Below are 20,998 nucleotides of genomic sequence, written 5' to 3'. Positions count from 1 at the left end.
CAGCATCTCGACATCCTTGTCCCGATCGACCCTCGGGAGCAACCGCAGGGAATTGACAGAACCGTTACGGTGGGCAGCGCACGAAAGGGGTTGATCACGATGAGCGAGTGAACCACGCCGGGTTTCGTGGAGGCCGGGTCAGCCGGCTCCGGCGAGGATAGCCGGGCCGATGTCGGTTCGGTAGAGAGTCTCGAACTCCGCGGGTGGACGGTCGCCGCAGGCGCCGTGCAGCCGCCGGTTGTCGTACCAGTCGACCCACTCCATCGTGGTGATCTCCACGTCGTCCAGGCCCCTCCAGGGGCCCCTGCGATGGATCACCTCGGTCGTGTACGACCCGATCGTGGTCTCGGCCGGCGCGTTGTCGTAGCTGTCGCCCCGCGAGCCGACCGAGGCGATCGCACCGGCGTCGGCCAGCCGCTCGGTGTAGCGAATCGCCAGATATTGCACCCCGCGGCCGGAGTGATGAACCAGCTGCGACAGGTCCGCACCGCTGTCGTGGCCACGCCGCCAGATGGCCATCTCCAGCGCGTCCAACGCCAAGTCGGTGTGCAGGTGGGTGGCGACCTGCCACCCGACGACCATCCGGGAGTACACGTCGATGACAAAGGCCACGTACACCCATCCTGACCAGGTGCGGACATAGGTCAGGCCGGCAACCCACAGCCGGTTCGGCACCGGCGTGTGGGACTCGCGCCTGACCAGGTCGGCCGGCCGCTCGGCCTGGTCGGCGGGAATCATGGTGCGGCGAGCCTCGCCGCGGACCAGGCTGGTGATGCCCAGCTCACCCATCAGCCGCTGCACGGTGCATCGAGCGACGCTCTGGCCTTCCCGGCGCAGCTGACGGTGGATCTTCCGGGTGCCGTGGCAGCAGTAGTCGCCGGTGTAGATCCGCTGAATGTCGGTCTTGAGTTGCCCATCGCGAGTGGCGCGGGCTGAGGGCGGCCGGGTGCGGGAGGCGTAGGAGGTCGACGGGGCCGCCTGCAGGACCCGGCAGATCGGCTCGACACCGAATCGGGCCCGGTGGGCGTCGATGAAGGCGTTCATCTCGGCGGGCGAGGGTCGAGTTCCCCGACGGGCCACCGGCGTGATGAGGCCGAACGACTCCCCAGACTGCTCGACGGCCTCCTGCACCATCCGGACCGCCCGGTCTTTCCGCTCTGGCGGATACCGACGCTGGGAGGGGTGCGAGGGACCAGATCGACCTGACATGAGCTCCATCCTTTCCAGCCGATGGAGCCTCCATCAATCCCGGCGCGGTTCACCGGAGCATGAGATCAGGGTGCACTCATGGCTCGATCGGCGGTCAGCCGTCGACCGGGAAGCGGTGGACCGTAAACTGTCGGACCTGGAAGCCGAGACGTTCATACAGCCGGTTCGCCGCCGCACGATCCGGTCGGAAGGCGGGATCGACCATCCGGGCACCCGCCTCCCAGACGATGAGCGGACTTCCGTAACGGTTCTGCGTGAAGTGTTGACTGCAAGTCGTAAGCAGGGCTGCGTAGTTGGACCTGCTGGTGTGTAATTGCCGCGAGCCGGCGATGCAGGGGTGAGCGAGGGGAGAGCCTTTTGGGCGCGCTGGAGCCGGGAGATCCTCGGCAAGTAGGGCGGTACCGGATCACCAAGCGGTTGGGGGCTGGTGGGATGGGCCGGGTCTACTTGGGGCATTCGCCCAGCGGGCGCCTGGTGGCCGTCAAGGTGGTGCGGCCGGAACTGGCCGAGGACCCTGGGTTCCGCCACCGATTCGCCCACGAGGTGACATCAGCGCGAAAGGTCACGGGATTCTTCACCGCCGCCGTGGTCGACGCCGATCCCGAGGGATCACCCCCCTGGCTGGCCACCGCGTACGTCAGCGGCCTGGCCTTGGACGATGCCGTCGCGACACACGGCCCCTGGCCGGCAGAATCGGTGCGGACTCTGGGGGCGGGCCTGGCCGAGGCGCTGGAGGCCATCCACGCCGCCGGCCTGGTTCACCGAGACCTCAAGCCCTCCAACGTGCTGATCGCCCCGGACGGCCCTCGGGTAGTCGACTTCGGGATCTCCGTGGCGGCCGACGCGACGGCGCTCACCCGCACCGGGATGATCGTGGGCACGCCCGGATTCATGGCTCCCGAACAGCTCACCGGCGCCCCTGTCACTCCGGCCACCGACGTGTTCGCCCTCGGTGCGGTGCTGGCCTATGCGGCCACCGGCACCGGCCCCTTCGGCATCGGCCCGGCGCAGGCGCTCAACTTCCGCGTCGCGTACGAGAATCCAGACCTCACCGGGTTACCGTCACCCGTCCAGAACATTGTCGCTCGCTGCCTGGTCAAGGACCCCGCCCAGCGTCCGGCAGTCGGCGCGCTCATCGAAGAGCTCGCCCTGTTCACACCGAACGACGGCGACCACTCATCCACCGCGGCCGTCCCCAGAACCGTCACGTGGCTACCCACCGCGGTCGCCGACGCGCTACCTACCACCGTCATCGCACCCAGCTCGCCGGATCCCGGGGCCGCGACCTCCACCTCGCCGCGAGCCGCGGCGGCTCCCGCCCCTCCGCCCGCCGCCGCGACGGCACCGCCCCCAGGCGCAGCACGTCCTGGCGCCGGCCTCCCCTTCTGGCTCGCCCTCGCAGTGATGGCACTCGCCATGGTCTTGCTCTCCCAGACCCACAGGCCACTCACCCTGGCCGCCGCGTTCAACGTCGGCACCTGCGCGACAGCGCTGTTCCTGTCACGCAGGGCCCCCCTCGTCCCCGTGCCACGCTGGCCCCGGCATCTCCATGTACTCTCCACCGCCCTCAGCGCTGGGCTGTTCACTCTTTTCTTCACTACCCAAGGAGGTTTAGGGGGGCTCGATGCGCTTGGTCCCGGTGTGTACGCCTATGTCCCCGGCTGCGCGGTCCTGATCTACAGCGTCTTCCGGTTCCCTAAATCACCGAGGGCGTGACGGTGCACCGAGGACCTGGGGCGAACACACATCTCGGGTCCTCCGGAGTCGCGGGGGCGACACCCCTCCCACCCGCATAGATCACCGAGTCCACAGTTCTCGACACGGGGCCACCACGAACGCCATCAACACTTCAGCCGCGACGGGCCGGTTCGGGTCGTGGTCAAGATCCAGTCGGTCACGGCGATTCCCGGCCGCTGTTACTCCTACGAACTGAAGGGACCGCAGCCCAAGCCGGTCACGAGCGAGATCACCGCGTGCCCCGAGGCGACCTACCATTATGAGCTGCGAACCCCCTGAGACGGCGGGGGCGCTCCGCGCGGAGCATGCGAAGATCTACGCGTCCGGGATTCCCTGGATCGCAGGTCTGCCGACCGGTTCACAGCGGCTTACGGTGGTGTCGCTCGAATATTGGGTTACGTGATCTGAACCTCGGTTAAGAGCGCCTAACGTAATGAGCTGAGACGACGCCGGCAGATCAAGGCGCAACCGAGCGTGAGGAAGGCTTCGTGGATGTCGGCGCGGACTTCCCAGCGGATGCGCAGACGACGGAAGTGATGGAGTAAGGCGAAGGCCTGCTCCACGGCCCAGCGCTGTTCACCCAGGTCAGAGCCGTGTTCGATGCCCCGTCGGGCGATCAGCGGGCACACCCCGAGGGCGCGGACCTGCCTGCGGCACTTGTCGTGGCCATAGCCATGATCGCCCAGGACGACGTCGGGCCGTCTGCGGGGCCGGCCGCGCTTGCCACGCACCGGGGGGACGGCCTGCAGCAATGGGATGAGCTGGGTGACACCGCCCGCGGTTGCCGCCGGTGAGGAGAGCGGCCGGCGGAATGCCGGCGGCGTCGACGATCAGGTGGTGTTTGCTGCCGGTCCGTCCTCGGTCGACCGGCGACGGCCCGGGTCTGCGCCCCGCTCTTAGGGCCCTGACGTGCGAGGAGTCCACCACGACCCGGGAGAGGTTGAGGGCATCGGCCGCCCCCAGATGCCGCCGCGACCGGCGCGGTGGGTTCGATGGCGTTGCCGTAGGCGATCGTCACATGCGCAGCGAAACCTTCAGCCGGCTTGGGGATCTGCTCCCCCACTTCCCCGATTGCTTCACCCAGGTCGGCGGTTGGGCCCTCCCGCTCCAATGCCTCGTTTCGTAGCATGGTGAACAGCGGCAGGACAGGGGCAATGAGCCTCCTGCGAAGCCGCCGCCGGGCCCTCCTCGTTGAGGGACTGCCTCCCGGCACGGGGTGACCCGAGGGCAGTGGAGAGGAAAGGGATTCCATGCGTACACCCCGAGCCCTGGTGGTGTACGGCCAACTGGCCTGACAACTGCAACAGGAGCTGGAGCAGCGGCCTGGGCGCAACAACCCGTCGTTGCGATCGTCATGGCCTGCCTGACGGCCTGCATGTGCATGATTCACATGGGCCTTGTCGCGTGCGCTGCCTTGACCGCTCTGCGAACGGACAAGGCGCCTCGGCGCAAGGTAGCCGTCACCGTTCTGCGGGTTCTCCTGGAACAGCCGCCTGACGATACGGCTCCCGACCGGCAGGGCGGGGGGCAGTCATGACATCAGGCACTCCGCGCGGCCCACCCCACATCGGCCCCCTCGACCGGGGCCCGGTCAGGCCCCGGCCTTGAGCACGATGCCGAGCACGCCGGACACCAGCGACACGACGATCGGCACCCGCGTGGCGAACCGCCGGGCGTTGCCGGCCATCGTCTGAATCTGCGCCCGCTCCCCGGCGCGCTCCTCCGCCGCGGCCTGGATGCTCCAGGTGCGCTCATCCAACTGCTCCAGCACCGCAAGGACGGTCGCTGGGCCATCGGCCGCTGTCTTGACGATGACGGCCACCGCCATGTCTTGGCCAGACGCTATAGCCGACAAGATTCCTCTCGAGTCGGTGCGGTGCACTCCACCGTGGCCGGGCACGGCACGGTGATCTGGACACTTCCCGGATCGGACGGACTCCCCATCTGAAGGTACGCCTGCCCTGGAGGCACCTGCCCCAGCCGGCGGAAACCCAAAACGCCCGCTCGGTAGGCTGTCCGGCCCTTACCTGACGCGGTGAAGGCAAGGAATGCTTCCAGCCGATCCAGCCGATCCAGCCGAGTCGCCGGGCAACGAGGTTGCCGGGGAGCCCCCGCACCCGGCTCGGGCTCACCATGCGATGCTGTCCCTCGTCTCACGGGCCGCCAGGCCGAGAAGCCCGAGCCGCCGACATTCCACCCGACAGGCAGGAGAGCTGACGACATGCCGAACCGCTGGGCCGGAGTGACCATCGACTGCGTTGACGTGGAACGGGTCGCGGACTTCTGGAGCGCACTGCTGGACCGCCCGCGACTGCCGTCCCGACCCGGCTGGGTCTACCTCGGCCAGCCCGGCGACCCGCAGCCCCGCCTTAACTTCCAGCCGGTGACCGAGCCGAAGCACGGCAAGGCACGCCTGCACCTGGACGTCGTGGTCGACGACATCGACCAGGGCATCGCCCAGGTCATCGCCCTCGGAGGTCGGTTCACCGGCGAGCGGCACGACTTCGACGAAGGGGTGGTCGTTGTGATGGCCGACCTCGAAGAGCACGAATTCTGCCTGGTCCAGTACTGCTGACCCGCGCCACGCCTCGCCCCGCACGCGTCAGGTCCCCAGGTAGGCCGGAACCTCCGTCCTCCGGCGGTCGCATACACCTTCGAGAAATGCCCCGGGGGCCGGGCACCGGCCCCCGGTCGTCCGGCCCGACGCTGGACGGCCGCGGGCGTCCTCTGGATCGATCGAGCAGCTCGCGGCCGCCGAGGCCGCAGAGGCCGTGCTGGTCGACGCCGCCAACCCACACTCCCCCTCGGCAGGGCGCTGCGGCTGGTCGTCGGCCAGCGCCTTCATCGACGTCTTCCGCCGCGTCTTCGGGTGCACTCCGGGGGCGTACCGGGGACCGGCCTGAAAGGGGGGCGGGCGCGAGCCGATCCCCTCGGGCCGGGCGCGGGCCGCGCTCTTCGGGCGGCTCCCCTAGGGCGGCGAGCCGTCCCGGTGGCACCGGCTCACACCGGCGACGCGCCGGGACCGGGCCGGGCTCGCCCCGGGCCTCAGGCCGGTGACGCGCCGCCGGGACGGTGCGCCGCCAGGAAGGCCGTCATGAGCGCGGCGACCTCCTCGGGCCGCTCGGTGAGCATGTCGTGGCCGGCGTCCAGCTCCTGGACGCGGACGTTGGGCGGCAGGCCGGCGAGGTCGCGGCGCACTCCCCTGCGGAACGCCGCCATCAGCTGTCCGCCCGGCATGCCCGGCGGGTCCTGGGTCGGGATCACCACCAGCGCGGGGCAGGTGAGGCGGCGCAGCAGCGGGATCGTGTCGCGGAACGGCGGGGTGTGGCGCACCGCCGCGAGGAGCCCGGCGCCGGGCCGGGCATAGACGTGGCCGTCCCTTGTCGTCAGGGCCCTGGCGGGGAACATCGCCTGGGCTTCGGGCGGCAGCGGCCGGCCCATGCTCGCGGCCTGGGCGTCGAAGGCGGCCTTGAGGTCCGCCAGGTGCCGGTCCCGCTCGGCCGGGTCCATCCCCGGGTAGTTGCCCGGGTCGTTCTCCGCCGAGCGCAGGCCGTCGAGGTTGACGACGGCGGGGCACTCGGGGTGGCGCAGGGCCCACTGCACGGCGAGCATGCCGCCCAGCGAGTGGCCGGCGACGGCCGGGTCGCCCAGGCCGAGGCACCTGACCACGGCCTCGAGGTCGTCCAGGGCCGCCTCCCAGTCCCACGGGCCGTCGCCGGAGCGGCCGTGGCCGCGCAGGTCCATGGCGACGGTGCGGTGGCCTTCGAGGCCGAGGGCGTCCCAGGCCTCCAGGGTGCCGCCGAGGCCGTGCAGCAGCAGGACCGGGTCGCCGGGCCCGCCGGAGTCGCGCACGGCCAGGGGGATGTCGTGGTCAGTGACGGTCGTGTCGTGCGGCATGGCGCTCCTGGGGGTGATCGAGCCGTCGGCGGATGGAGTCGGTGGTCACGCCGCCGTCGGGGTGGCGGTCGAGTTTGCCGCGTTTGACGAGGTCGTGGACGCCCTGGCGGGTGATGCCGAGCATCGCCCCGGCCGTGGCGAACGGCACCGCCTGCCTGCCCGGGTGGCCCGCGCGCCGGGCCACCGCCCGGCCGAAGGCCGTGCGCCACCACTCGTCGGGCGGGTCGAACGGGCCGTCGGCGGGGAAGAGCGCCGCGATGAGCCGCGCCGCGGTGTGGACCGCGAGCCGCTCGTCGGCTCCCAGCAGCTGCGCGGCCCACACCTCGGCCTCGATGCGCAGCCGCTCCCTGACCGGCCCGGTCAGCTCGCCGGAGCCGAGCAGGATCTCCAGCGGGTCGGTGATCCTTCGTTCGGTCAGCGCGGCCAGCTCACCGGCCAGCGCGACGTGCTCTGCCGTACTCACTTGACGAACGATAGCAAGTACTTGCTGTTCGATGTCAAGTAGCGGGATCGCCCGCCCGGGTCACCGGTGCTCCATGACGATCACCGCGCTGGTGCGCGGCTCCAGGGCCCGGAAGACGTGCGGGGCGTCGCCGGGGTAGGTCAGGTAGTCGCCCGGGCCGAGCTCGACCGGCTCGTCGGCCGGGCCGGCCAGCGCCCGGCCCGCGCCGATCACCAGGTGCTCGACGGTGCGGGGCAGGTGCGCCTCCGACAGGCGGGGCTCGCCCGGCTGGGCCTCGATGCGGTAGATGTCGCGCCGGGCGCCCGGCGGGCAGGAGGCCAGCAGCGTGGCGGCATAGTCGGAGCGTTCGGAGCGGGTGGCCTCCCCCTCGCCGGCGCGGATGATCCGTACGGCCGGCCGCGGCGGGTCGACCAGGTGGCCGAACGGCACGCCGAGTGCGACGCCGAGCGCCCACAGCGTCTCCACGCTGGGGTTTCCGGTGCCCGCCTCCAGTTGCGACAGGGTGGACTTGGCCAGGCCCGAGCGGCGGGCCAGCTCGCTCAGCGACAGGCCGGCGCGCTCGCGCTCCCGGCGGATCGACGCCGCGATCGACGCGATCAGGCCGGAGGGCGAGGGTTCGCCGGGGACGGGGGCGCCGTCAGCCATGTGTTCACTCCATCGGATCGTTTCGTTCGATTTGACGGACCAGCGGTGGAGTGTTCAGTATATTGGCTATGCGTTCGTTATGGCGAACAATCGGTCGCGGTGCTCTCCGCGACATCGCCCTGGTCTGCCTGGCCGACGCGCTCGTCGGCGCCTCCTTCGGCGCGATCGCCGTCTCCGGCGGCCTGCCGCCGCAGGCGCCGGTCGCCATGTCGCTGCTGGTCTTCGCCGGCGGCGCCCAGTTCGCCGCGCTCGGCGTGGTGCTGGCCGGCGGCGGCCCGCTCGCCGCCGTCGCCTCCGGGCTCGTCCTCAACGCCCGCCTGCTGCCCTTCGGCTTCGCCGTCGCCGACGCCCCCGGCGGGCGGCTCGCCGCCAGGCTGGCGGGCGCCCACCTGATCACCGACGAGGTGGTGGCCTTCGTGCTGGCCCGGCACGGGACGCGGGCGCGCCGCGTCACCTTCTGGACCTGCGGGCTCGCGCTGTTCGCCTCCTGGAACCTGGCCGTGGCGGGCGGCGCCCTGGCCGGCGGCGCCGTCGGCGGCATCGGTGATGTCGGAGCCCTCGGGCTCGACGCGGCCTTCCCCGCCGTGCTGCTGGCCCTGGCGCTGCCCGCGCTGCGCGAGCGCGCCACCCGCCGGGCCGCCCTGTACGGCGCGGCCGCCGCCCTCGCCGCCACGCCGCTCCTGCCCGCCGGCCTGCCGGTGCTGCTGTCCCTGGGCGGCCTGGCGCTGCCCGGCGCGCGCCCGGCGGACGGCGGGGACCCGGCGTGAGACGACCGGCGCGGGACGGCTCCCCGCGCCGCCTGCCCGCACCCGGCCCGCCCGGCGGGAACCCGCCCGCGGCCCGAACCCTCCGACGAAGGAGACGCACCCGATGCCCCTGCTCGCCATCGCCGTGCTGGCCGCCGGAACGTACGCGTTCCGGCTGGCCGGGCCGCTGCTGCGAAGCCGGATGGAGCTTCCCGGACGCCTGCGGCGGCTGCTGCCCGCCGCCACCGCGGTGTTGCTGACCGCGCTGGCGGCCACCGCCGCGCTCACCGAGGGCGGCGGCTTCGCCGGCTGGGCCAGACCGGCCGGCGTGCTGGCCGCCGGGATCCTGGTGCTGCGCCGCGCGCCGTTCCCGGCGGTCGTCGTCGCGGCCGCCGCCGTCACGGCCGCCCTGCGGCTGTGCGGGGTGCCCTGAGCCCGGGTGAGCCCGGGGCGGCTGCGGAGCCGTCAGGCCGGGTGGTAGACCAGGTGCACCACGCCGGTGCCGAAGGTCTGCGACTCCACCAGCTTCAGGGGCGTCTGCTCGCCGCCCTCGGGGAACAGCCGCCTGCCGCTTCCCACGACGATCGGGTGGACCAGCAGCCGCAGCTCGTCCAGCAGCCCCTCACGCAGCAGCGACCGCACGAGGGTGGCGCTGCCGGTGATCGAGATGTCCCTGCCCGGCCCCTGCTTGAGCCTGGTGATCTCCTCGACGACGTTTCCGCTGATCAGCGTCGAGTTCTGCCACTCCAGCGTCTTCAGGGTGGAGGAGACGACGTACTTGGGCGTCTCGTTCATCTGCGCCGCCATCGGGTCATCGCCCGCGGTGGGCCAGTAGCCGGCGAACTCCTGGTAGGTGGCCCGGCCCAGCAGCATGGCGTCGGCGCCGGCCGCCTGCGCCGCCACGGCCTGGCCCATCTCCTCGTTGAAGTAGGGGAAGTGCCACTTCTCCGGCGACTCCATGACGCCGTCCAGGGACAGGAAGAAACCGGCGACGATCTTTCGCATGACATCTCCTCGGTGGTCCGCCCGCGCCGGGCGCGATCATTTCTGATGAGATGCTCCCGCGCCCGCCGGGCGGGGGCCATCTCCCCAAGAGCCGTATCGGAGTGCCCCGCGTCCCGGCGGGCCCGGCGCCTCCGGGCCCGGGTGGATCCGGATCAGGAGGGGCCGTCCCGGCGGGCCCGGCGCACCCCGCGCCCCGGCCCGCCGAAACGCGGGTACGGACGCGCCGCAGACCACCGGCGATTGCATGTCCGATCACCGCTGGAATTGCACGTCCGGCCGCCGCCGGACGATGTCTTCGCGACCGGCCTACTGTCGAGATCACGGCCCGCCGCCCCGCCCCGGGAGGCGCGGCGGGCCGCACACCGGAAGACCGCGGCGGACCGCGGCCGGCGGCGAAGGCCGCCGCAAGGAACGGAGACTTTCGATGGATCTGCAGCTTTCCGGACGGGTGGCCGTCGTCACCGGCGCCTCCAAGGGCGTGGGACTGGCCGTCGTGCGCACCCTGCTGGCCGAGGGGGCCCGGGTGGTGGCCGCCTCCCGCAAGACCAGCCCGGGCCTCGACGACCTGGCCGGGAGCGACCTCGTGCACGTCCCGGCCGACCTGATGGACCCCGACGCCCCCGCGCAGGTCGTGGCCCGCGCCGAGGCGGAGTTCGGCGGCCTGGACATCCTGGTCAACAACGCCGGCGGTCCCCCGCCGGGGGTGAGCCTGCCGCGGTTCTCGTTCATGGCGCCCACCGACGACGACTGGCGGCGGATGTTCGAGTTCAACCTCTTCTCCGCCGTCCGGGCGGTCCGGGCCGCCATCCCGCTGATGCTGGCGCGCGGCGGCGGCTCGATCGTCAACGTCTCCTCCGGCGTCGCCCGTCAGCCCGCCCCGATGAACGTCGACTACAACGCCGCCAAGGCCGGTCTGAACACCCTCACCCAGACGCTGTCGGAGGAGTACGCGCCGCAGGGCATCCGGGTCAACACCGTCTCCCTGGGCCCGGTGCGCACGGCGTGGTGGACCGAGGAGGGCGGCGCGGCCGACATCATCGCCGCCCAGGCCGGCACCGACCGCGACAGTGTGATGGACACCGTGGCGCCGCAGATGATGAACCTCACCACCGGGCGCCTGGTGGACCCGCAGGAGGTCGCCGACGTGATCGCCCTGCTGGCCTCGCCGCGCTCGGCCAGCACCACCGGCGCCGACTTCGCGGTGGACGCCGGCTTCTCCAAGGCCGTCTGAAGGCCCCCTGGAAAAGGCGGAAAAGCCCGCCCCGCCGTACGGTGCGTCCCGCCGTACGGCGGGCGGGCACGGCCGGCTCTCCCTGCGGTCTCAGCCGGTGAGCACCTGCGCCAGCAGCACACCGTTCAGGACGGTGACGGCGCAGGTCACCGCGGCGCCCAGCGCCGTGGTGAGCCGGCCGTTGACCAGCGGCCCCATGACGCGACGGCTGGCGGTGAAGGCCACCAGCGGCACCAACGCGAACGGGATGCCGAACGACAGCGCCACCTGGCTCAGCACGAGCGCGTCGGTGGGATCGACCCCCGCGGCCAGGATCGCCATGGCCGGCGCGATGGTCACCAGGCGGCGCACGGTCAGCGGCACGCGGCGGCGCAGGAAGCCCTCCATGATGATCTGACCGGCGTAGGTGCCCACGCTGGAGGAGGCCAGGCCCGAGGCCAGCAGCGCCAGGGCGAACGCCAGCGCCGCGACCGGCCCGAGCGCCGCCCCGATGCCGGCGTGCACGGCCGTGAGGCTGCCGGGGTCGCCGCCGTCGAAGGTGGCGGCGGCGACCGTCAGCATCGCCATGTTGACCAGGCCGGCCACGCCCAGGGCGAGGGTGATGTCGGCGCGGCTGGCCCGCACCGCCGTACGGCGGCCCGCCAGGCCCGCCGGATCGGCCGGGTCCACCGCGCCGGACACGCCCGACACACCCGACACGCCGGACGCGCCGCCCGGCGGGCTCGCCTGGTGGCGGGTCAGCGCCGAGTGCAGATAGATGACGTGCGGCATGACGGTGGCGCCGATGATCCCGGTGGCCAGCAGCAGGCTTTCGGGCCCGGCCAGGCGGGGCACCAGCCCGGCGGCCGCGCCGGACAGGGAGCCCGAGTCCAGCACCTGGTAGGCGAAGCAGACCAGCACGACGGCGAGCATGGCGCCGATGACCGCCTCGAAGCGGTGCCGCCCACGCGGCGCCAGCCCCAGCAGTGCGAACGACACCGCCGCCACCAGCGCCGCGGCCGGCAGCAGCGGCAGGCCGAACAGCAGGTTCAGCGCCAGCGCGCCGCCGATGAACTCCGCCAGGTCGGTGGCGACGGCCACCAGTTCCCCCTGCGTCCACAGCAGCAGCGTCAGCGGGCGTGGCAGCCGGTCACGGCACACCTGCGGCAGGCTGCGGCCGGTGGCGATGCCGAGCTTGGCCGACAGGGCCTGGACGAACATCGCCATCACGTTGGCGCCGGCGATCACCCATAGCAGCATGTGGCCGTAGCGGGCGCCGCCGGACATGTTGGTGGCGAAGTTGCCGGGGTCGATGTAGGCGACCGAGACGACGAACGCCGGGCCGCACAGCCGGGCCAGCGCCGTGAGGCGCGCCGCCCGGCGCGGGCCCGGCGGGCCGAGGACGGCGGGCGCCGGTCCGCCGGCCGGCGTCCCGTCCCGGCCGCGGGGGGAATCGAGCACGCGCGCCTCCCATCGTCTGAGGCCGCCCGCGGGCGGGTCAGCTCAGTACGTCCTTGATCTTGCCCATCGGGCCGGTCTCGGTGCCCAGGACCGGGCCGCGCGGCTCGCCCAGGCTGCCGTCGTAGGTGTCGTACAGCTTGGGGTCGGGTGGCGGCGGCATGGCGACGTCGCCCAGCGCGCGGGGCTCCATGTAGTAGGAGAACTCGTGCCTGCCGTCCGGCTGCGTGCCCGACGCCCAGCCGCCCTGCGCGCCCTCGTCGCCCTCCGACAGGTTCCAGATCGCCGAGGCGTGTTCGGCGTGCTCCTCCTCGAAGAACGCGTTCGGCGCGACGGGCAGGGGCTCCAGGCCGTCGGACTGCAGCTCCTCGATGGCCTTCAGCCACATGTTCTGGTGCAGGGTGTCGCGGGCCAGGTTGAACTTCAGCATGTCCTTGACGCCGGGGTCGTCGGTCATGTTGTACAGCCGCGCCGCCTGCATGCGGCCCTGGGCCTCGGCGGCGACGTTGGCGTAGAAGTCGGCGAGCAGGTTGCCGCTGGCTATGACGTAGCGGCCGTTCCAGGGGTAGCCGTTGCTGTCGGCCAGCAGCGGGCCGCCGCCGGAGACGATGGCCTGCTGGGGGTCCATCCCGCCGATCACCGCGCCGACCACGGGATCGGCCATGGCCATCTTGGTGGTCGCGGTGGCCGGCGCCCCCTCCAGCAGGCGGGCGATCATCGTGGCGATCATCTCGACGTGGCCGATCTCCTCGGTCGCGACGTCCATGATCAGGTCTTTGTACTTGCCGGGGAGCCGGCAGTTCCAGCCCTGCATCAGGTACTGCATGGTGACGGTCATCTCGCCGTAGGCGCCGCCGAGCAGCTCCTGGAGCTTGTGGGCGTAGACGGGGTCGGGCTTTTCCGGCTTGGCTTCGAACTGCAGGCGTTTGGTGTGGAAGAACATGCTCGCTCCTCGGGTCGTGCCGGATGAGAGCCGCCCGGAGCCGTACGCCGCCCGCCGGGACAAGGACTCCTCTTCCGGTGGATCTCGCGGGGGGCGCCTGAGAATTGCATCACGGTCCCCCGGACCCGGGCCGGATCGCCACACCCTGCGCCGTTCCGTGCCGGGCAAAGTTCCTGCCACGTCCTCATTCGGAGATATCACGCCACGGACGGTAACGCAATGATCACCGTCCGCCGCTCCCGGTGCCGCCCCGGTGGCCCGGGGGCACGCCGCCCCGCTCGCCTCGCCGCGGGCGGAGCCGGCGTCGTCCTTTTCGCGGAGCAGGGGAAAGGGGGCGGGGCGGCGTACACCGTCGGCACCATCAGAAAAGAACACTCGATGCACAAATGAAGCGATGAAACTTTTTGCTCAGATCACCCTAGGCGTACGATGGGGCCCATGACCGACACCGCGACCGAGGGCGCACCGCTGGGACGGCGCGAGCGCAAGAAGGCAGCCACCCGCCAGGCGCTGGCCGACGCCGCCCTGCGGCTCTTCCTGGAGCGGGGCTACGACAAGGTGGGCATCCGAGACATCGCCGAGGCGGCCGACGTGTCCACCACGACGCTGTTCAAGCACTTCCCGAGCAAGGAAGCCCTCGTCTTCGACGAGAGCGACGACATGAAGGCCGCCCTGCTGGCGGCCGTACGGGAGCGACCGCCGGGGCGGTCCATCCCCGGGGCGCTGCGCGAGCACATCCTGCACGCCAGGCTCCTCAAGAGCAGGGACGCCGACCCGCGTTTCGTCGGGCTCGTGCGCCTCGTCGACGACACTCCGGCGCTGCGCGAGTACTTCCGCCGCATGTGGCTGGAGCATGAGATCGACCTGGCCGCGGCGATCGCCGACGAGATCGGAGCTCCCCCCGCCGACCCGGGTTGCCGGGCGCTCGCCCACTTCGCGCTGGAGGCCCGCAGCCTGGGTCATGACGGCCCCGACCCCGAGGCCGCCATCGCCCGCGCCTTCGATCTGCTCGAGCACGGATGGCGGTCCGTGTGCCCCGGGGCGCCCGAGCACTGAGGCCGGGCCGCCCACCGCCGCCGGGTCCGCGCGGAGATCTTCCCGTCGCCGCCGGGGATCCGGCGGGCCGACCTTTCCATAGACAGTGTCTACTGAGCAATGGTAGACACTGTCTATGGATTCTGAGGGCTCCCTGCGGGAGCGGCTGGTCGACGCCGGCGTGGAACTCGTGACGGCCGGGGGCAGCGCCTCGGTGGGCCTGCGGGAGATCGCCCGCCGGGCCGGGGTGTCGCACGGCGCGCCGCGCCGGTACTTCCCCACCCACCACGCGCTGCTGTCGGCGATCGCCCACCGCGGGTTCGCCGACCTCGCCGCCCGCTTCGCCGCCGCGGGTGAGGGCACGGCGACGCCGCGCGAGCGGCTGCGGGCGATCGGTACGGCCTACGTCGCCTACGCCGTCGAGAACCGCGGCATGTTCGAGCTGATGTTCCGCCACGACCTGCTCGACGGCGACGGCCCGGCCGCCGCCCCGGCGGACGGCGGGGCCGATGACCGGCCCGGCGGACACCCGGGCGACCGTACGGATGACCGCACGCCCGGCCGGGAGAACGGCGAGGCGGGCGGCTCCGCGCCGGAGCGGCCGCGGCTGCGGGAGACGACGCGGCCCCTGTTCCGTGGCCTCGTCGAACTCGTCGCCCGGCACCGGGCGGAGCGGAAGGAGTACGAAGCGACCGGCCCCGGGGGCCGGGAAGGGGACACCGAGCCGCCGGAGGTGACGGCCGCCGCCCTGTGGGCGAACCTGCACGGCCTCGCCCAGCTGTGGAGCTGGGGAAGCCTGCCGCTGATGCTCGACGCCGCGCCCGCCGACGCCGGCCGCCTCGGCCGGCTCGTCGAGGCCGCCCTGGAGGCCCACCTCGGGCCGGCCCCCCGGTGAGCGACTCCGTACGACGCCGCCTGGCGCTGGCGGCGAGCGTGGCCGGCGCGGCGATCGTCGCGCTGGACGGCACCGTGCTGCTGGCCGCGCAGCCCAGCCTGCGCCGCGAGCTGGGCGCCGACCTGGCGCAGGCGCAGTGGGCCAGCACCGCCTACCTGGTCGCGGTGGCCGCGCTGCTGGTCCTGGCCGGACGCCTCGGCGACCGCCACGGGCACGTCCGGCTGCTGGTCATCGGCACGCTCGGGTTCGGGGTCGCCTCGGCCGCCATCGCCTTCGCACCCACCGCCGGCTGGCTGATCGGCCTGCGCGCCGTCCAGGGCGTGTTCGCCGCGCTGCTGCAGCCGGCGACGCTCGCGCTGCTGCGCCTGGCCTACCCCGGCGACCGGCTCGCCGGCCCGGTCGCCCTGCGCACCGCCGCCATCGGCGTCGCCTCGGCGGCGGGCCCGCTCCTCGGCGGGTTCCTCGTCGCGCACCTGGGCTGGCGCTCGGTGTTCGTCGTCAACGTCCCCCTCGCGCTCGCCACCGCCGCGCTCGCCCTGGCGGTGCGCACGCCGCCCGTGCCGCGTGCGGCGCCGGAACGGCTGGACGCCGGCGGCGCGGCGCTGATCGCGCTCGCCCTGGCCGTGCTGACCGGCACGCTGTCGCAGGCGCCGGACCGCGGCTGGAGCGCCGCGCCGACGCTGCTCGGGCTCCTCGCGGCCGCGGCGGCCATGGTCGCGTTCGCCGCGCACGAACGCCGGGCCGGTCACCCGATCGTGCCCCGCGCCGTGGCCCGGTCGACGCCGGTGGCCGCGTCGATGGCGATGCTGCTGGTCGCCGCGGCCGGCATGTTCGGCGCGCTGTTCTCGGCCACGTTCCGCCTGCAGGACCTGCTGGGGCTCGACGCGCTGGCCGGCAGCCTGCGCGCCCTGCCGCTGACCGTGCTCATGGTCGTCGGCGCCCCCGTCGCCGGCGTCGCGCTCGGCCGGTACGGGGCGCGCCGCACCGCCGTCACCGGCGTACTCCTGGCGGCGTCGGGCATCGCGGCGCTGTCCCTCCCGCTCGACGGGTGGACGGCCGGGGTGGGCTTCGCCGTCCTCGGCGCGGGCTTCGCCGCCGTGATGGTCACCGCCACCGGCACCGTCGTCGGCGACGCGCCCGCCGGGTACGCCGGGGTCGTCGGCGGCCTCAAGCAGACCGCCGCCAACATCGGCACCGCCCTCGGCACCGCCGTGACCGCGGGCCTCATGCCCGCCGTCGCGGCCGGGACGTCCGCGGCGGCCCCCGGCCGGGCCGCGGACCCCGTCATGTTCTGGCTGGCAGCGCTCACCGCCCTCGCCGTCCTCCCGGCGGCCCTGCTGCCCGCCTCGCGGCCGGCGCCCCGGGAGACGGCGCACGGCGCCCGTGGTGACCGTACGGCCTCCGCCCGGTGACGGCGGCGGCCGGGAGCAGCGCGGACAGGTAGGTGTCGAGCGGCATGGCGTCGATCCCGGCTCAGGGCATGAGGGGTAGCTTTCCGACGATCTTGTCGACCCGGTTGCGCGGGCCGACGATGCTGACCGCGCAGTAGTCCATGTCCTCGGGCTGGGTCTTGCCCACGGCGGCGATGAAGTCACTGTAGACGCGGGTGCTCTGGGCGGCGGCGGCAGGCACGCGGTGACCGTTCCGGAGATGGGCAGGGCGCAGCCGGCCCACGCCGGAGGCGAGAGGCGCCGGTGAAGGAGGAGCACGCCGATCAGGACCGCGGCCAGGGGCCGGGCACCGGCCGGAGCGGCGCCGGTCAGGACGGTGCCAGGACCGCGCGGGCGATCCTGGCCAGGGCGGATGCGACCTCCTCGCGTGGCACGCCGTTGCGCCGCTGCAGGTCGTAGACCTCCGGCCCCAACGGGGCCAGGAGCGCGTCGGCGAGCGCATCCGGCCCGGGCACCCCGGCCGCCACGACCAGGGACCGCACGTGCGCGCGCCAGAAACCGTAGGCTCCGGCGGCGAAGCGCGAGGCGCCGGTCTCCGCGCCGAGCACCAGATGCCCGTGTCGCTCCAGCAGCTCCGTCATCGCGTCGTAGAACGCGGACAGCCGCTCGGCCGGCGGCGCGCCCGGCCCGAGCGGCGGGTCGCCGCGCAGCAGCCGCTCCTGCAACCCTCGCTCGTGCTCGTCGAGCAGGGCCAGCGCGATCGACGCCGGGTCGGGGTAGCGGCGGTAGAGCGTGCCCCGCCCCACCCCGGCGGCCCGGGCGATCTCCTCCATGGTCACCGGGCGGCGCTCGGCGAACAGCCGCTCGGCGGCGGCGAGCACCTTCTCCCGGTTGCGCGCGGCGTCGGCCCGCTCGCGCGGTCGCGTGGAAGCGTCGGTCAGCAGGTCAGTGCGCTCGCGCGGTCGCGCGGCGGTGTCGTTCGGCAGATCGGTCCGTGGCGTCACGTCTCCGATTCTAGTCAAGTGGACACAGTGTCCGGTTGTGCTACAGTCCTCTCAACCGGACACAGTGTCCGGTTGAGAGGAACCCGTGATGCCCCGACTGCTGCACCTGGACGCCAGCGCCCGCCGCGCGTCCTTCTCCCGGGAACTGAGCGCCGCCTTCGCCGAGGAGTGGCGGGCCGCGGGCGGTGAGGTCACCTACCGCGACCTGGCCGCCGATCCCGTGCCTCCGATCGGCGAGGCGTGGACCGAACTGTGCGACCACGTCCTGCGCCACGCCATCACCGACATCGGCCGTTACGGCGAGGCTGTCCGCACATCCGAGCAGGCCGCCGCCTGGGCCGTCGTGCGGCCGCTGCTGGAGGAGGTGGTCGCCGCCGACGTCGTGCTGATCGGCACCCCGATGTACAACTTCTCGATCCCCGCCGCGCTCAAGGCGTGGATCGACCAGATCACCTTCCCCCGCATGTCCCTGGCCGGGCGGCGCTTCGTCGTGGCCTGCGCGCGCGGCGGCTCCTACGGGCCCGGCACGCCGCGTGAGCCGTACGACCACCAGGAGCGCTACCTGCGCGACTTCTTCGCCGGGCACTTCGGCGTCGACGACGCGGTGTTCGTCAGCGCCGAACTGACCAACTCGCTGGTCGATCCGGCGCTGGACCACCTGCGCGGTGAGCACGCCGCCTCCCGCGACGCGGCCGGGACCGCCATACGCCACCTGGCCCGCGAACTGACCCGCGAGGGGGCGCCGGTGTCTGGACCGAGGAACGCAGGAGCGGAGCGACGGAGTGACGAGGGAAGACACCGGGCTTGAGCCCCCGAGCCGCGACGCGCAGCGTCGCCATGAACACAGGTCGCAATAAGAACAGGTCGCCATGAACACAAGCTGGATTCTGCTGGTGGCGGCCGGCCTGGTGGAGATCGCCTGGTCGCAGAGCATCAAGCCGACCGAGAACTTCACCAGGCCGCTGCCCACGCTGCTGTGCCTGGCGCTGGCCGTCGTCGCGGTCTACCTGTTGTCGCGGGCGATGGAGACCCTACCCGTCGGTACGGCCTACGCCGTCTTCACCGGCATCGGCGCGGTCGGCGCGATCGTCCTCGGCATCGTGGTCCACCGTGACCCCGTCACGGCCGGTCGCCTGGCCGCGCTGTCCCTGATCATCGGCGGTGTCGTCCTCGCCCGCCTCACCTCCCCCGACGCCGGGTGAGACCCGGTACGGCCCTTGTTCGGGCCCGCGTCCCCGGACCCGAAGACCGGGGCGCGGGCCCGGAGGCCGGGACCTCCGCGCCGCAGGAGAGGCGGGCACTGGTGCGGCGGCTCGACGAGCTGGTACGGCGGGCGCAGGCGGACGGTGCGATGCGTTCGGACGTCGGCGTCGGCCGCGCGGCGCAACGGGGTGCGCGCGTCGAGATGGTCGACGACGCCGGGCTCAAGCCCCCGAGCCGCGACGCGCAGCGTCGCCATGAACACAGCGAGGGGGCGCCGGTGTCTGGACTGAGGAACGCAGGAGCGGAGCGACGGAGTGACGAGGGAAGACATCGGGCTCAAGCCCCCGAGCCGCGACGCGCAGCGTCGCCATGAACACAGCGAGGGGGCGCCGGTGTCTGGACTGAGGAGGGAGCGAGCGCAGCGAGTGAACGACGAGGGAAGACATCGGGCTCAAGCCCCCGAGCCGCGACGCGCAGCGTCGCCATGAACACCGCCGGGTCCCTCCGTCAGCCCGGTCAGCCGGCACAGTACGGCGAAGCCGTCCTCGGTGCCGGGCCAGTGGCGGCGCACCGCGGGCAGCCCGGCTCGGCGCACCACCGAGCGCAGCGTCGCGGTGACGACGATGGCGTCGTCGGCGTAGCCCAGGACCGGGATGAAGTCCGGCACCAGGTCCAGGGGGAAGGCCAGGTAGGCCAGGAGCAGGGCGAGCCTGATCCGTACGCCGCGCGGCAGTTCCGGGTCGGCGGCCAGCCGGCGCACCAGGCGCAGCACGTCCGGCAGTAGCCGCAGCGCCTCGCGCAGCAGGTCGCCGCGCGGCCGTACCGCGACCAGTACGGCCACCAGCGCCACCCACGTCAGCGCCAGCGCGGCGGCGACGCCCAGTAGCAGATCCCACCCCCACGAGCCGGTCATGCCACTCCTTCGCCGGCCGGGCCACGGCGTCTCTTCCCCGGATCCGGCGCCGCTTCCCGGTGCCACTGTCCGGCGCCACCGCCTGGTGACGCGAACGTACCATCGGCAGCCGCGCAGGGCCTGTACGGGCCGGTCCCTGGAAAAGCCTGCGATCCCGGCGGGCATCGGCGACGATCTTCGTAGCACCGACCGCCGGTCCCCGCACGCGAAAGGCCCCCGATGGCACACCCCACCGACGGATCACGGCCCAGTTCCGCCCGTATCTACGCCCACCTGCTCGGCAGCACGGACGACACCCACGGGGCGGACCGTGAAGCCGCTGACATGCTCGTCAGCGCGTTCCCCAGCATCCGCGACGCCGGCCGCGCCAACCGCGGGTTCCTCCTGCGCGCCGTCCGCGAGATCGCCGCGGCCGGCGTCACCCAGTTCCTCGACCTCGGTTCGGGGCTCCCGGTCCACCCCAACGTCCACGACGTCGCCCGCACCCTCCACTCCGGCGCCCGCGTCGTCTACGTCGACAACGACCCCGCCGTGGTGTCACACCGCCAGGCGACCGTCGACGGCGACGGCGTGGTCACCGTCGACGGGGACCTGCGCGACCCCAAGGAGATCCTGGAACACCCCAGGGTGCGCGCCACCCTCGACTTCGACCGGCCGATCGGGCTGATCGCCGTCGCGGTCCTGCACTTCGTTCCCGGAGACGTCCACGCCGTCGTCGCGTCCCTGCGCGACGCCCTGGCCCCGGGCAGTCATCTGGCCGTCACCCACGCCTGCTCCGAGACCATGTCGGAGGAGGAAATCAAGATCGGAGAGGCCATCTACCAGCGGACCAGCAACCCCGTCAACCTCCGCACCCGCGCCGAGATCAACGCGCTGTTCGACGGGTTCGACCTCCTGCCCCCGGGTCTCGTCCCGCCCGCGGACTGGCGGCCGGTCGCCCCCGAATTCGAGCCCTACCCCGAGCGGTCGCATGAGATGCTGGCGGCCGTCGGCGCGCTGAGCCGCTGACCTCCTTCTGTCCAGGCCCGGCGAGGGCGGCCGCCCTCGCCGCCCCTGCCCTCGGTGTATCCGGGCGTGAGTAGTCGAGGTACAGGAAATCCCGTTGAGATCGAAGCAGGTCTACCCGGCGCTGCGGTCGGTGCCGTCCCCGTCCGGACCGGAGGTGTCCCGTCCCAGGCCCCGGCGGATCGCGATCTCCACGGGCGAGTACGCGCCGTCGGCCCGCTCCAGCTCGTACGGCGCGG

Annotated in this window: 23 protein-coding genes and 1 pseudogene; 12 read left to right on the top strand and 12 right to left on the bottom strand. The window is 72.9% G+C overall.

The window, feature by feature from the left end; genetic code table 11:
• Nucleotides 1–138: 138 nt before the first annotated feature.
• Complete coding sequence (locus tag IEZ10_RS37550) at nucleotides 139–1,209, bottom strand: IS3 family transposase (protein WP_373287459.1); 1,071 nt, start codon at nucleotides 1,207–1,209, stop codon at nucleotides 139–141.
• 357 nt (nucleotides 1,210–1,566) lie between these two features.
• Between IEZ10_RS37550 and IEZ10_RS37545 the strand changes: the two genes are divergently transcribed.
• On the top strand, nucleotides 1,567–2,925 hold the full coding sequence (locus tag IEZ10_RS37545) for a serine/threonine-protein kinase (RefSeq protein ID WP_268246429.1): 1,359 nt from the start codon (nucleotides 1,567–1,569) through the stop codon (nucleotides 2,923–2,925).
• Between the two features lie 159 nt (nucleotides 2,926–3,084).
• Nucleotides 3,085–3,225, top strand: a complete 141-nt coding sequence (locus IEZ10_RS37540; protein ID WP_189251259.1) for a hypothetical protein — start codon at nucleotides 3,085–3,087, stop codon at nucleotides 3,223–3,225.
• 146 nt (nucleotides 3,226–3,371) lie between these two features.
• On the opposite strand, the pseudogene IEZ10_RS39650 reads toward IEZ10_RS37540, so the two are convergent.
• Nucleotides 3,372–3,909 (bottom strand): annotated as a pseudogene (locus IEZ10_RS39650) (IS5 family transposase); the annotation flags it as partial.
• Nucleotides 3,910–4,537: 628 nt separating this feature from the next.
• Nucleotides 4,538–4,717, bottom strand: a complete 180-nt coding sequence (locus IEZ10_RS37530) for a hypothetical protein (RefSeq protein ID WP_189251257.1) — start codon at nucleotides 4,715–4,717, stop codon at nucleotides 4,538–4,540.
• A gap of 450 nt (nucleotides 4,718–5,167) precedes the next feature.
• Here IEZ10_RS37530 and IEZ10_RS37525 point away from each other — a divergent pair, with 450 nt between their 5' ends.
• Nucleotides 5,168–5,521, top strand: a complete 354-nt coding sequence (locus IEZ10_RS37525) for a VOC family protein (RefSeq protein ID WP_189251256.1) — start codon at nucleotides 5,168–5,170, stop codon at nucleotides 5,519–5,521.
• 470 nt (nucleotides 5,522–5,991) lie between these two features.
• Here the strand turns inward: IEZ10_RS37525 and IEZ10_RS37515 are convergent, their stop codons facing one another.
• Genes IEZ10_RS37515 through IEZ10_RS37505 form a run of 3 tightly spaced genes read right to left on the bottom strand, consistent with a single transcriptional unit; the run spans nucleotide 5,992 to nucleotide 7,951 of the window.
• Nucleotides 5,992–6,843: an alpha/beta fold hydrolase gene (locus IEZ10_RS37515; RefSeq protein WP_189251255.1), complete on the bottom strand. Its 852-nt coding sequence runs from the start codon at nucleotides 6,841–6,843 to the stop codon at nucleotides 5,992–5,994.
• On the bottom strand, nucleotides 6,818–7,306 hold the full coding sequence (locus IEZ10_RS37510; protein WP_189251254.1) for a hypothetical protein: 489 nt from the start codon (nucleotides 7,304–7,306) through the stop codon (nucleotides 6,818–6,820). The genes IEZ10_RS37515 and IEZ10_RS37510 overlap by 26 nt, the downstream gene beginning before the upstream one ends.
• Nucleotides 7,307–7,366: 60 nt before the next feature.
• The gene (locus IEZ10_RS37505; RefSeq protein ID WP_189251253.1) at nucleotides 7,367–7,951 is read right to left on the bottom strand and encodes a helix-turn-helix domain-containing protein; all 585 of its coding nucleotides are present in this window, start codon (nucleotides 7,949–7,951) and stop codon (nucleotides 7,367–7,369) included.
• A gap of 68 nt (nucleotides 7,952–8,019) precedes the next feature.
• Here IEZ10_RS37505 and IEZ10_RS37500 point away from each other — a divergent pair, with 68 nt between their 5' ends.
• Nucleotides 8,020–8,718 (top strand): AzlC family ABC transporter permease, encoded by a 699-nt coding sequence (locus IEZ10_RS37500; protein WP_189251252.1) that lies wholly within the window; start codon nucleotides 8,020–8,022, stop codon nucleotides 8,716–8,718.
• A gap of 103 nt (nucleotides 8,719–8,821) precedes the next feature.
• Nucleotides 8,822–9,130, top strand: coding sequence for an AzlD domain-containing protein (locus IEZ10_RS37495; RefSeq protein ID WP_189251251.1), 309 nt, complete (start codon nucleotides 8,822–8,824; stop codon nucleotides 9,128–9,130).
• A gap of 32 nt (nucleotides 9,131–9,162) precedes the next feature.
• Here the strand turns inward: IEZ10_RS37495 and IEZ10_RS37490 are convergent, their stop codons facing one another.
• A complete protein-coding gene (locus IEZ10_RS37490) occupies nucleotides 9,163–9,702 on the bottom strand; it encodes a dihydrofolate reductase family protein (protein ID WP_189251250.1) in 540 nt (179 codons plus the stop codon).
• A 424-nt stretch (nucleotides 9,703–10,126) separates the two neighbouring features.
• Here IEZ10_RS37490 and IEZ10_RS37485 point away from each other — a divergent pair, with 424 nt between their 5' ends.
• The gene (locus tag IEZ10_RS37485; protein WP_189251249.1) at nucleotides 10,127–10,933 is read left to right on the top strand and encodes an SDR family NAD(P)-dependent oxidoreductase; all 807 of its coding nucleotides are present in this window, start codon (nucleotides 10,127–10,129) and stop codon (nucleotides 10,931–10,933) included.
• Nucleotides 10,934–11,023: 90 nt separating this feature from the next.
• Here IEZ10_RS37485 and IEZ10_RS37480 read toward each other — a convergent pair whose 3' ends face one another.
• Together IEZ10_RS37480 and IEZ10_RS37475 are read right to left on the bottom strand one after the other, a co-directional pair.
• Entirely contained in the window at nucleotides 11,024–12,373 is a 1,350-nt protein-coding gene (locus tag IEZ10_RS37480; protein WP_189251248.1) for an Nramp family divalent metal transporter, read from the bottom strand.
• 37 nt (nucleotides 12,374–12,410) lie between these two features.
• On the bottom strand, nucleotides 12,411–13,313 hold the full coding sequence (locus IEZ10_RS37475; RefSeq protein ID WP_189251247.1) for a manganese catalase: 903 nt from the start codon (nucleotides 13,311–13,313) through the stop codon (nucleotides 12,411–12,413).
• Between the two features lie 438 nt (nucleotides 13,314–13,751).
• Between IEZ10_RS37475 and IEZ10_RS37470 the strand changes: the two genes are divergently transcribed.
• From IEZ10_RS37470 to IEZ10_RS37460, 3 genes are all read left to right on the top strand, one after another.
• Complete coding sequence (locus IEZ10_RS37470) at nucleotides 13,752–14,369, top strand: TetR/AcrR family transcriptional regulator (RefSeq protein WP_189251246.1); 618 nt, start codon at nucleotides 13,752–13,754, stop codon at nucleotides 14,367–14,369.
• A 115-nt stretch (nucleotides 14,370–14,484) separates the two neighbouring features.
• Entirely contained in the window at nucleotides 14,485–15,243 is a 759-nt protein-coding gene (locus IEZ10_RS37465; protein WP_189251245.1) for a TetR/AcrR family transcriptional regulator, read from the top strand.
• Nucleotides 15,240–16,655, top strand: coding sequence for an MFS transporter (locus tag IEZ10_RS37460; protein ID WP_189251244.1), 1,416 nt, complete (start codon nucleotides 15,240–15,242; stop codon nucleotides 16,653–16,655). The genes IEZ10_RS37465 and IEZ10_RS37460 overlap by 4 nt, the downstream gene beginning before the upstream one ends.
• A 61-nt stretch (nucleotides 16,656–16,716) precedes the next feature.
• On the opposite strand, the gene IEZ10_RS39645 is transcribed toward IEZ10_RS37460, so the two are convergent.
• Nucleotides 16,717–16,875: a DUF2000 family protein gene (locus IEZ10_RS39645; protein ID WP_268246428.1), complete on the bottom strand. Its 159-nt coding sequence runs from the start codon at nucleotides 16,873–16,875 to the stop codon at nucleotides 16,717–16,719.
• Between the two features lie 127 nt (nucleotides 16,876–17,002).
• Nucleotides 17,003–17,638: a TetR/AcrR family transcriptional regulator gene (locus tag IEZ10_RS37450; RefSeq protein WP_229812053.1), complete on the bottom strand. Its 636-nt coding sequence runs from the start codon at nucleotides 17,636–17,638 to the stop codon at nucleotides 17,003–17,005.
• A gap of 88 nt (nucleotides 17,639–17,726) precedes the next feature.
• Here IEZ10_RS37450 and IEZ10_RS37445 point away from each other — a divergent pair, with 88 nt between their 5' ends.
• Both IEZ10_RS37445 and IEZ10_RS37440 read left to right on the top strand, forming a co-directional pair.
• Nucleotides 17,727–18,446: an FMN-dependent NADH-azoreductase gene (locus IEZ10_RS37445; protein ID WP_189251242.1), complete on the top strand. Its 720-nt coding sequence runs from the start codon at nucleotides 17,727–17,729 to the stop codon at nucleotides 18,444–18,446.
• 61 nt (nucleotides 18,447–18,507) lie between these two features.
• Nucleotides 18,508–18,840: a DMT family transporter gene (locus tag IEZ10_RS37440; protein ID WP_189251241.1), complete on the top strand. Its 333-nt coding sequence runs from the start codon at nucleotides 18,508–18,510 to the stop codon at nucleotides 18,838–18,840.
• A 452-nt stretch (nucleotides 18,841–19,292) separates the two neighbouring features.
• Here the strand turns inward: IEZ10_RS37440 and IEZ10_RS37435 are convergent, their stop codons facing one another.
• Nucleotides 19,293–19,754: a YkvA family protein gene (locus IEZ10_RS37435; protein ID WP_189251240.1), complete on the bottom strand. Its 462-nt coding sequence runs from the start codon at nucleotides 19,752–19,754 to the stop codon at nucleotides 19,293–19,295.
• 219 nt (nucleotides 19,755–19,973) lie between these two features.
• Between IEZ10_RS37435 and IEZ10_RS37430 the strand changes: the two genes are divergently transcribed.
• On the top strand, nucleotides 19,974–20,762 hold the full coding sequence (locus IEZ10_RS37430) for an SAM-dependent methyltransferase (RefSeq protein WP_189251239.1): 789 nt from the start codon (nucleotides 19,974–19,976) through the stop codon (nucleotides 20,760–20,762).
• The last annotated feature ends 236 nt before the right edge of the window (nucleotides 20,763–20,998 follow it).

The sequence above is a fragment of the Streptosporangium pseudovulgare genome (genome assembly GCF_014648055.1).
GTDB lineage: Bacteria > Actinomycetota > Actinomycetes > Streptosporangiales > Streptosporangiaceae > Streptosporangium > Streptosporangium pseudovulgare.
The sequence above is the reverse complement of the archived record's forward strand: the minus strand, read 5'-3'. Positions and strand labels throughout refer to the sequence as shown.

Excerpts from the sequence above, each read along its gene's own strand:
- IEZ10_RS37550 (WP_373287459.1), bottom strand. The coding sequence starts at position 1,209 with ATGTCAGGTCGATCTGGTCCCTCGCACCCCTCCCAGCGTCGGTATCCG.
- IEZ10_RS37525 (WP_189251256.1), top strand. The coding sequence starts at position 5,168 with ATGCCGAACCGCTGGGCCGGAGTGACCATCGACTGCGTTGACGTGGAA.
- IEZ10_RS37515 (WP_189251255.1), bottom strand. The coding sequence starts at position 6,843 with ATGCCGCACGACACGACCGTCACTGACCACGACATCCCCCTGGCCGTG.
- IEZ10_RS37505 (WP_189251253.1), bottom strand. The coding sequence starts at position 7,951 with ATGGCTGACGGCGCCCCCGTCCCCGGCGAACCCTCGCCCTCCGGCCTG.
- IEZ10_RS37500 (WP_189251252.1), top strand. The coding sequence starts at position 8,020 with ATGCGTTCGTTATGGCGAACAATCGGTCGCGGTGCTCTCCGCGACATC.
- IEZ10_RS37495 (WP_189251251.1), top strand. The coding sequence starts at position 8,822 with ATGCCCCTGCTCGCCATCGCCGTGCTGGCCGCCGGAACGTACGCGTTC.
- IEZ10_RS37490 (WP_189251250.1), bottom strand. The coding sequence starts at position 9,702 with ATGCGAAAGATCGTCGCCGGTTTCTTCCTGTCCCTGGACGGCGTCATG.
- IEZ10_RS37485 (WP_189251249.1), top strand. The coding sequence starts at position 10,127 with ATGGATCTGCAGCTTTCCGGACGGGTGGCCGTCGTCACCGGCGCCTCC.
- IEZ10_RS37475 (WP_189251247.1), bottom strand. The coding sequence starts at position 13,313 with ATGTTCTTCCACACCAAACGCCTGCAGTTCGAAGCCAAGCCGGAAAAG.
- IEZ10_RS37470 (WP_189251246.1), top strand. The coding sequence starts at position 13,752 with ATGACCGACACCGCGACCGAGGGCGCACCGCTGGGACGGCGCGAGCGC.
- IEZ10_RS37465 (WP_189251245.1), top strand. The coding sequence starts at position 14,485 with ATGGATTCTGAGGGCTCCCTGCGGGAGCGGCTGGTCGACGCCGGCGTG.
- IEZ10_RS37445 (WP_189251242.1), top strand. The coding sequence starts at position 17,727 with ATGCCCCGACTGCTGCACCTGGACGCCAGCGCCCGCCGCGCGTCCTTC.
- IEZ10_RS37440 (WP_189251241.1), top strand. The coding sequence starts at position 18,508 with ATGAACACAAGCTGGATTCTGCTGGTGGCGGCCGGCCTGGTGGAGATC.
- IEZ10_RS37435 (WP_189251240.1), bottom strand. The coding sequence starts at position 19,754 with ATGACCGGCTCGTGGGGGTGGGATCTGCTACTGGGCGTCGCCGCCGCG.
- IEZ10_RS37430 (WP_189251239.1), top strand. The coding sequence starts at position 19,974 with ATGGCACACCCCACCGACGGATCACGGCCCAGTTCCGCCCGTATCTAC.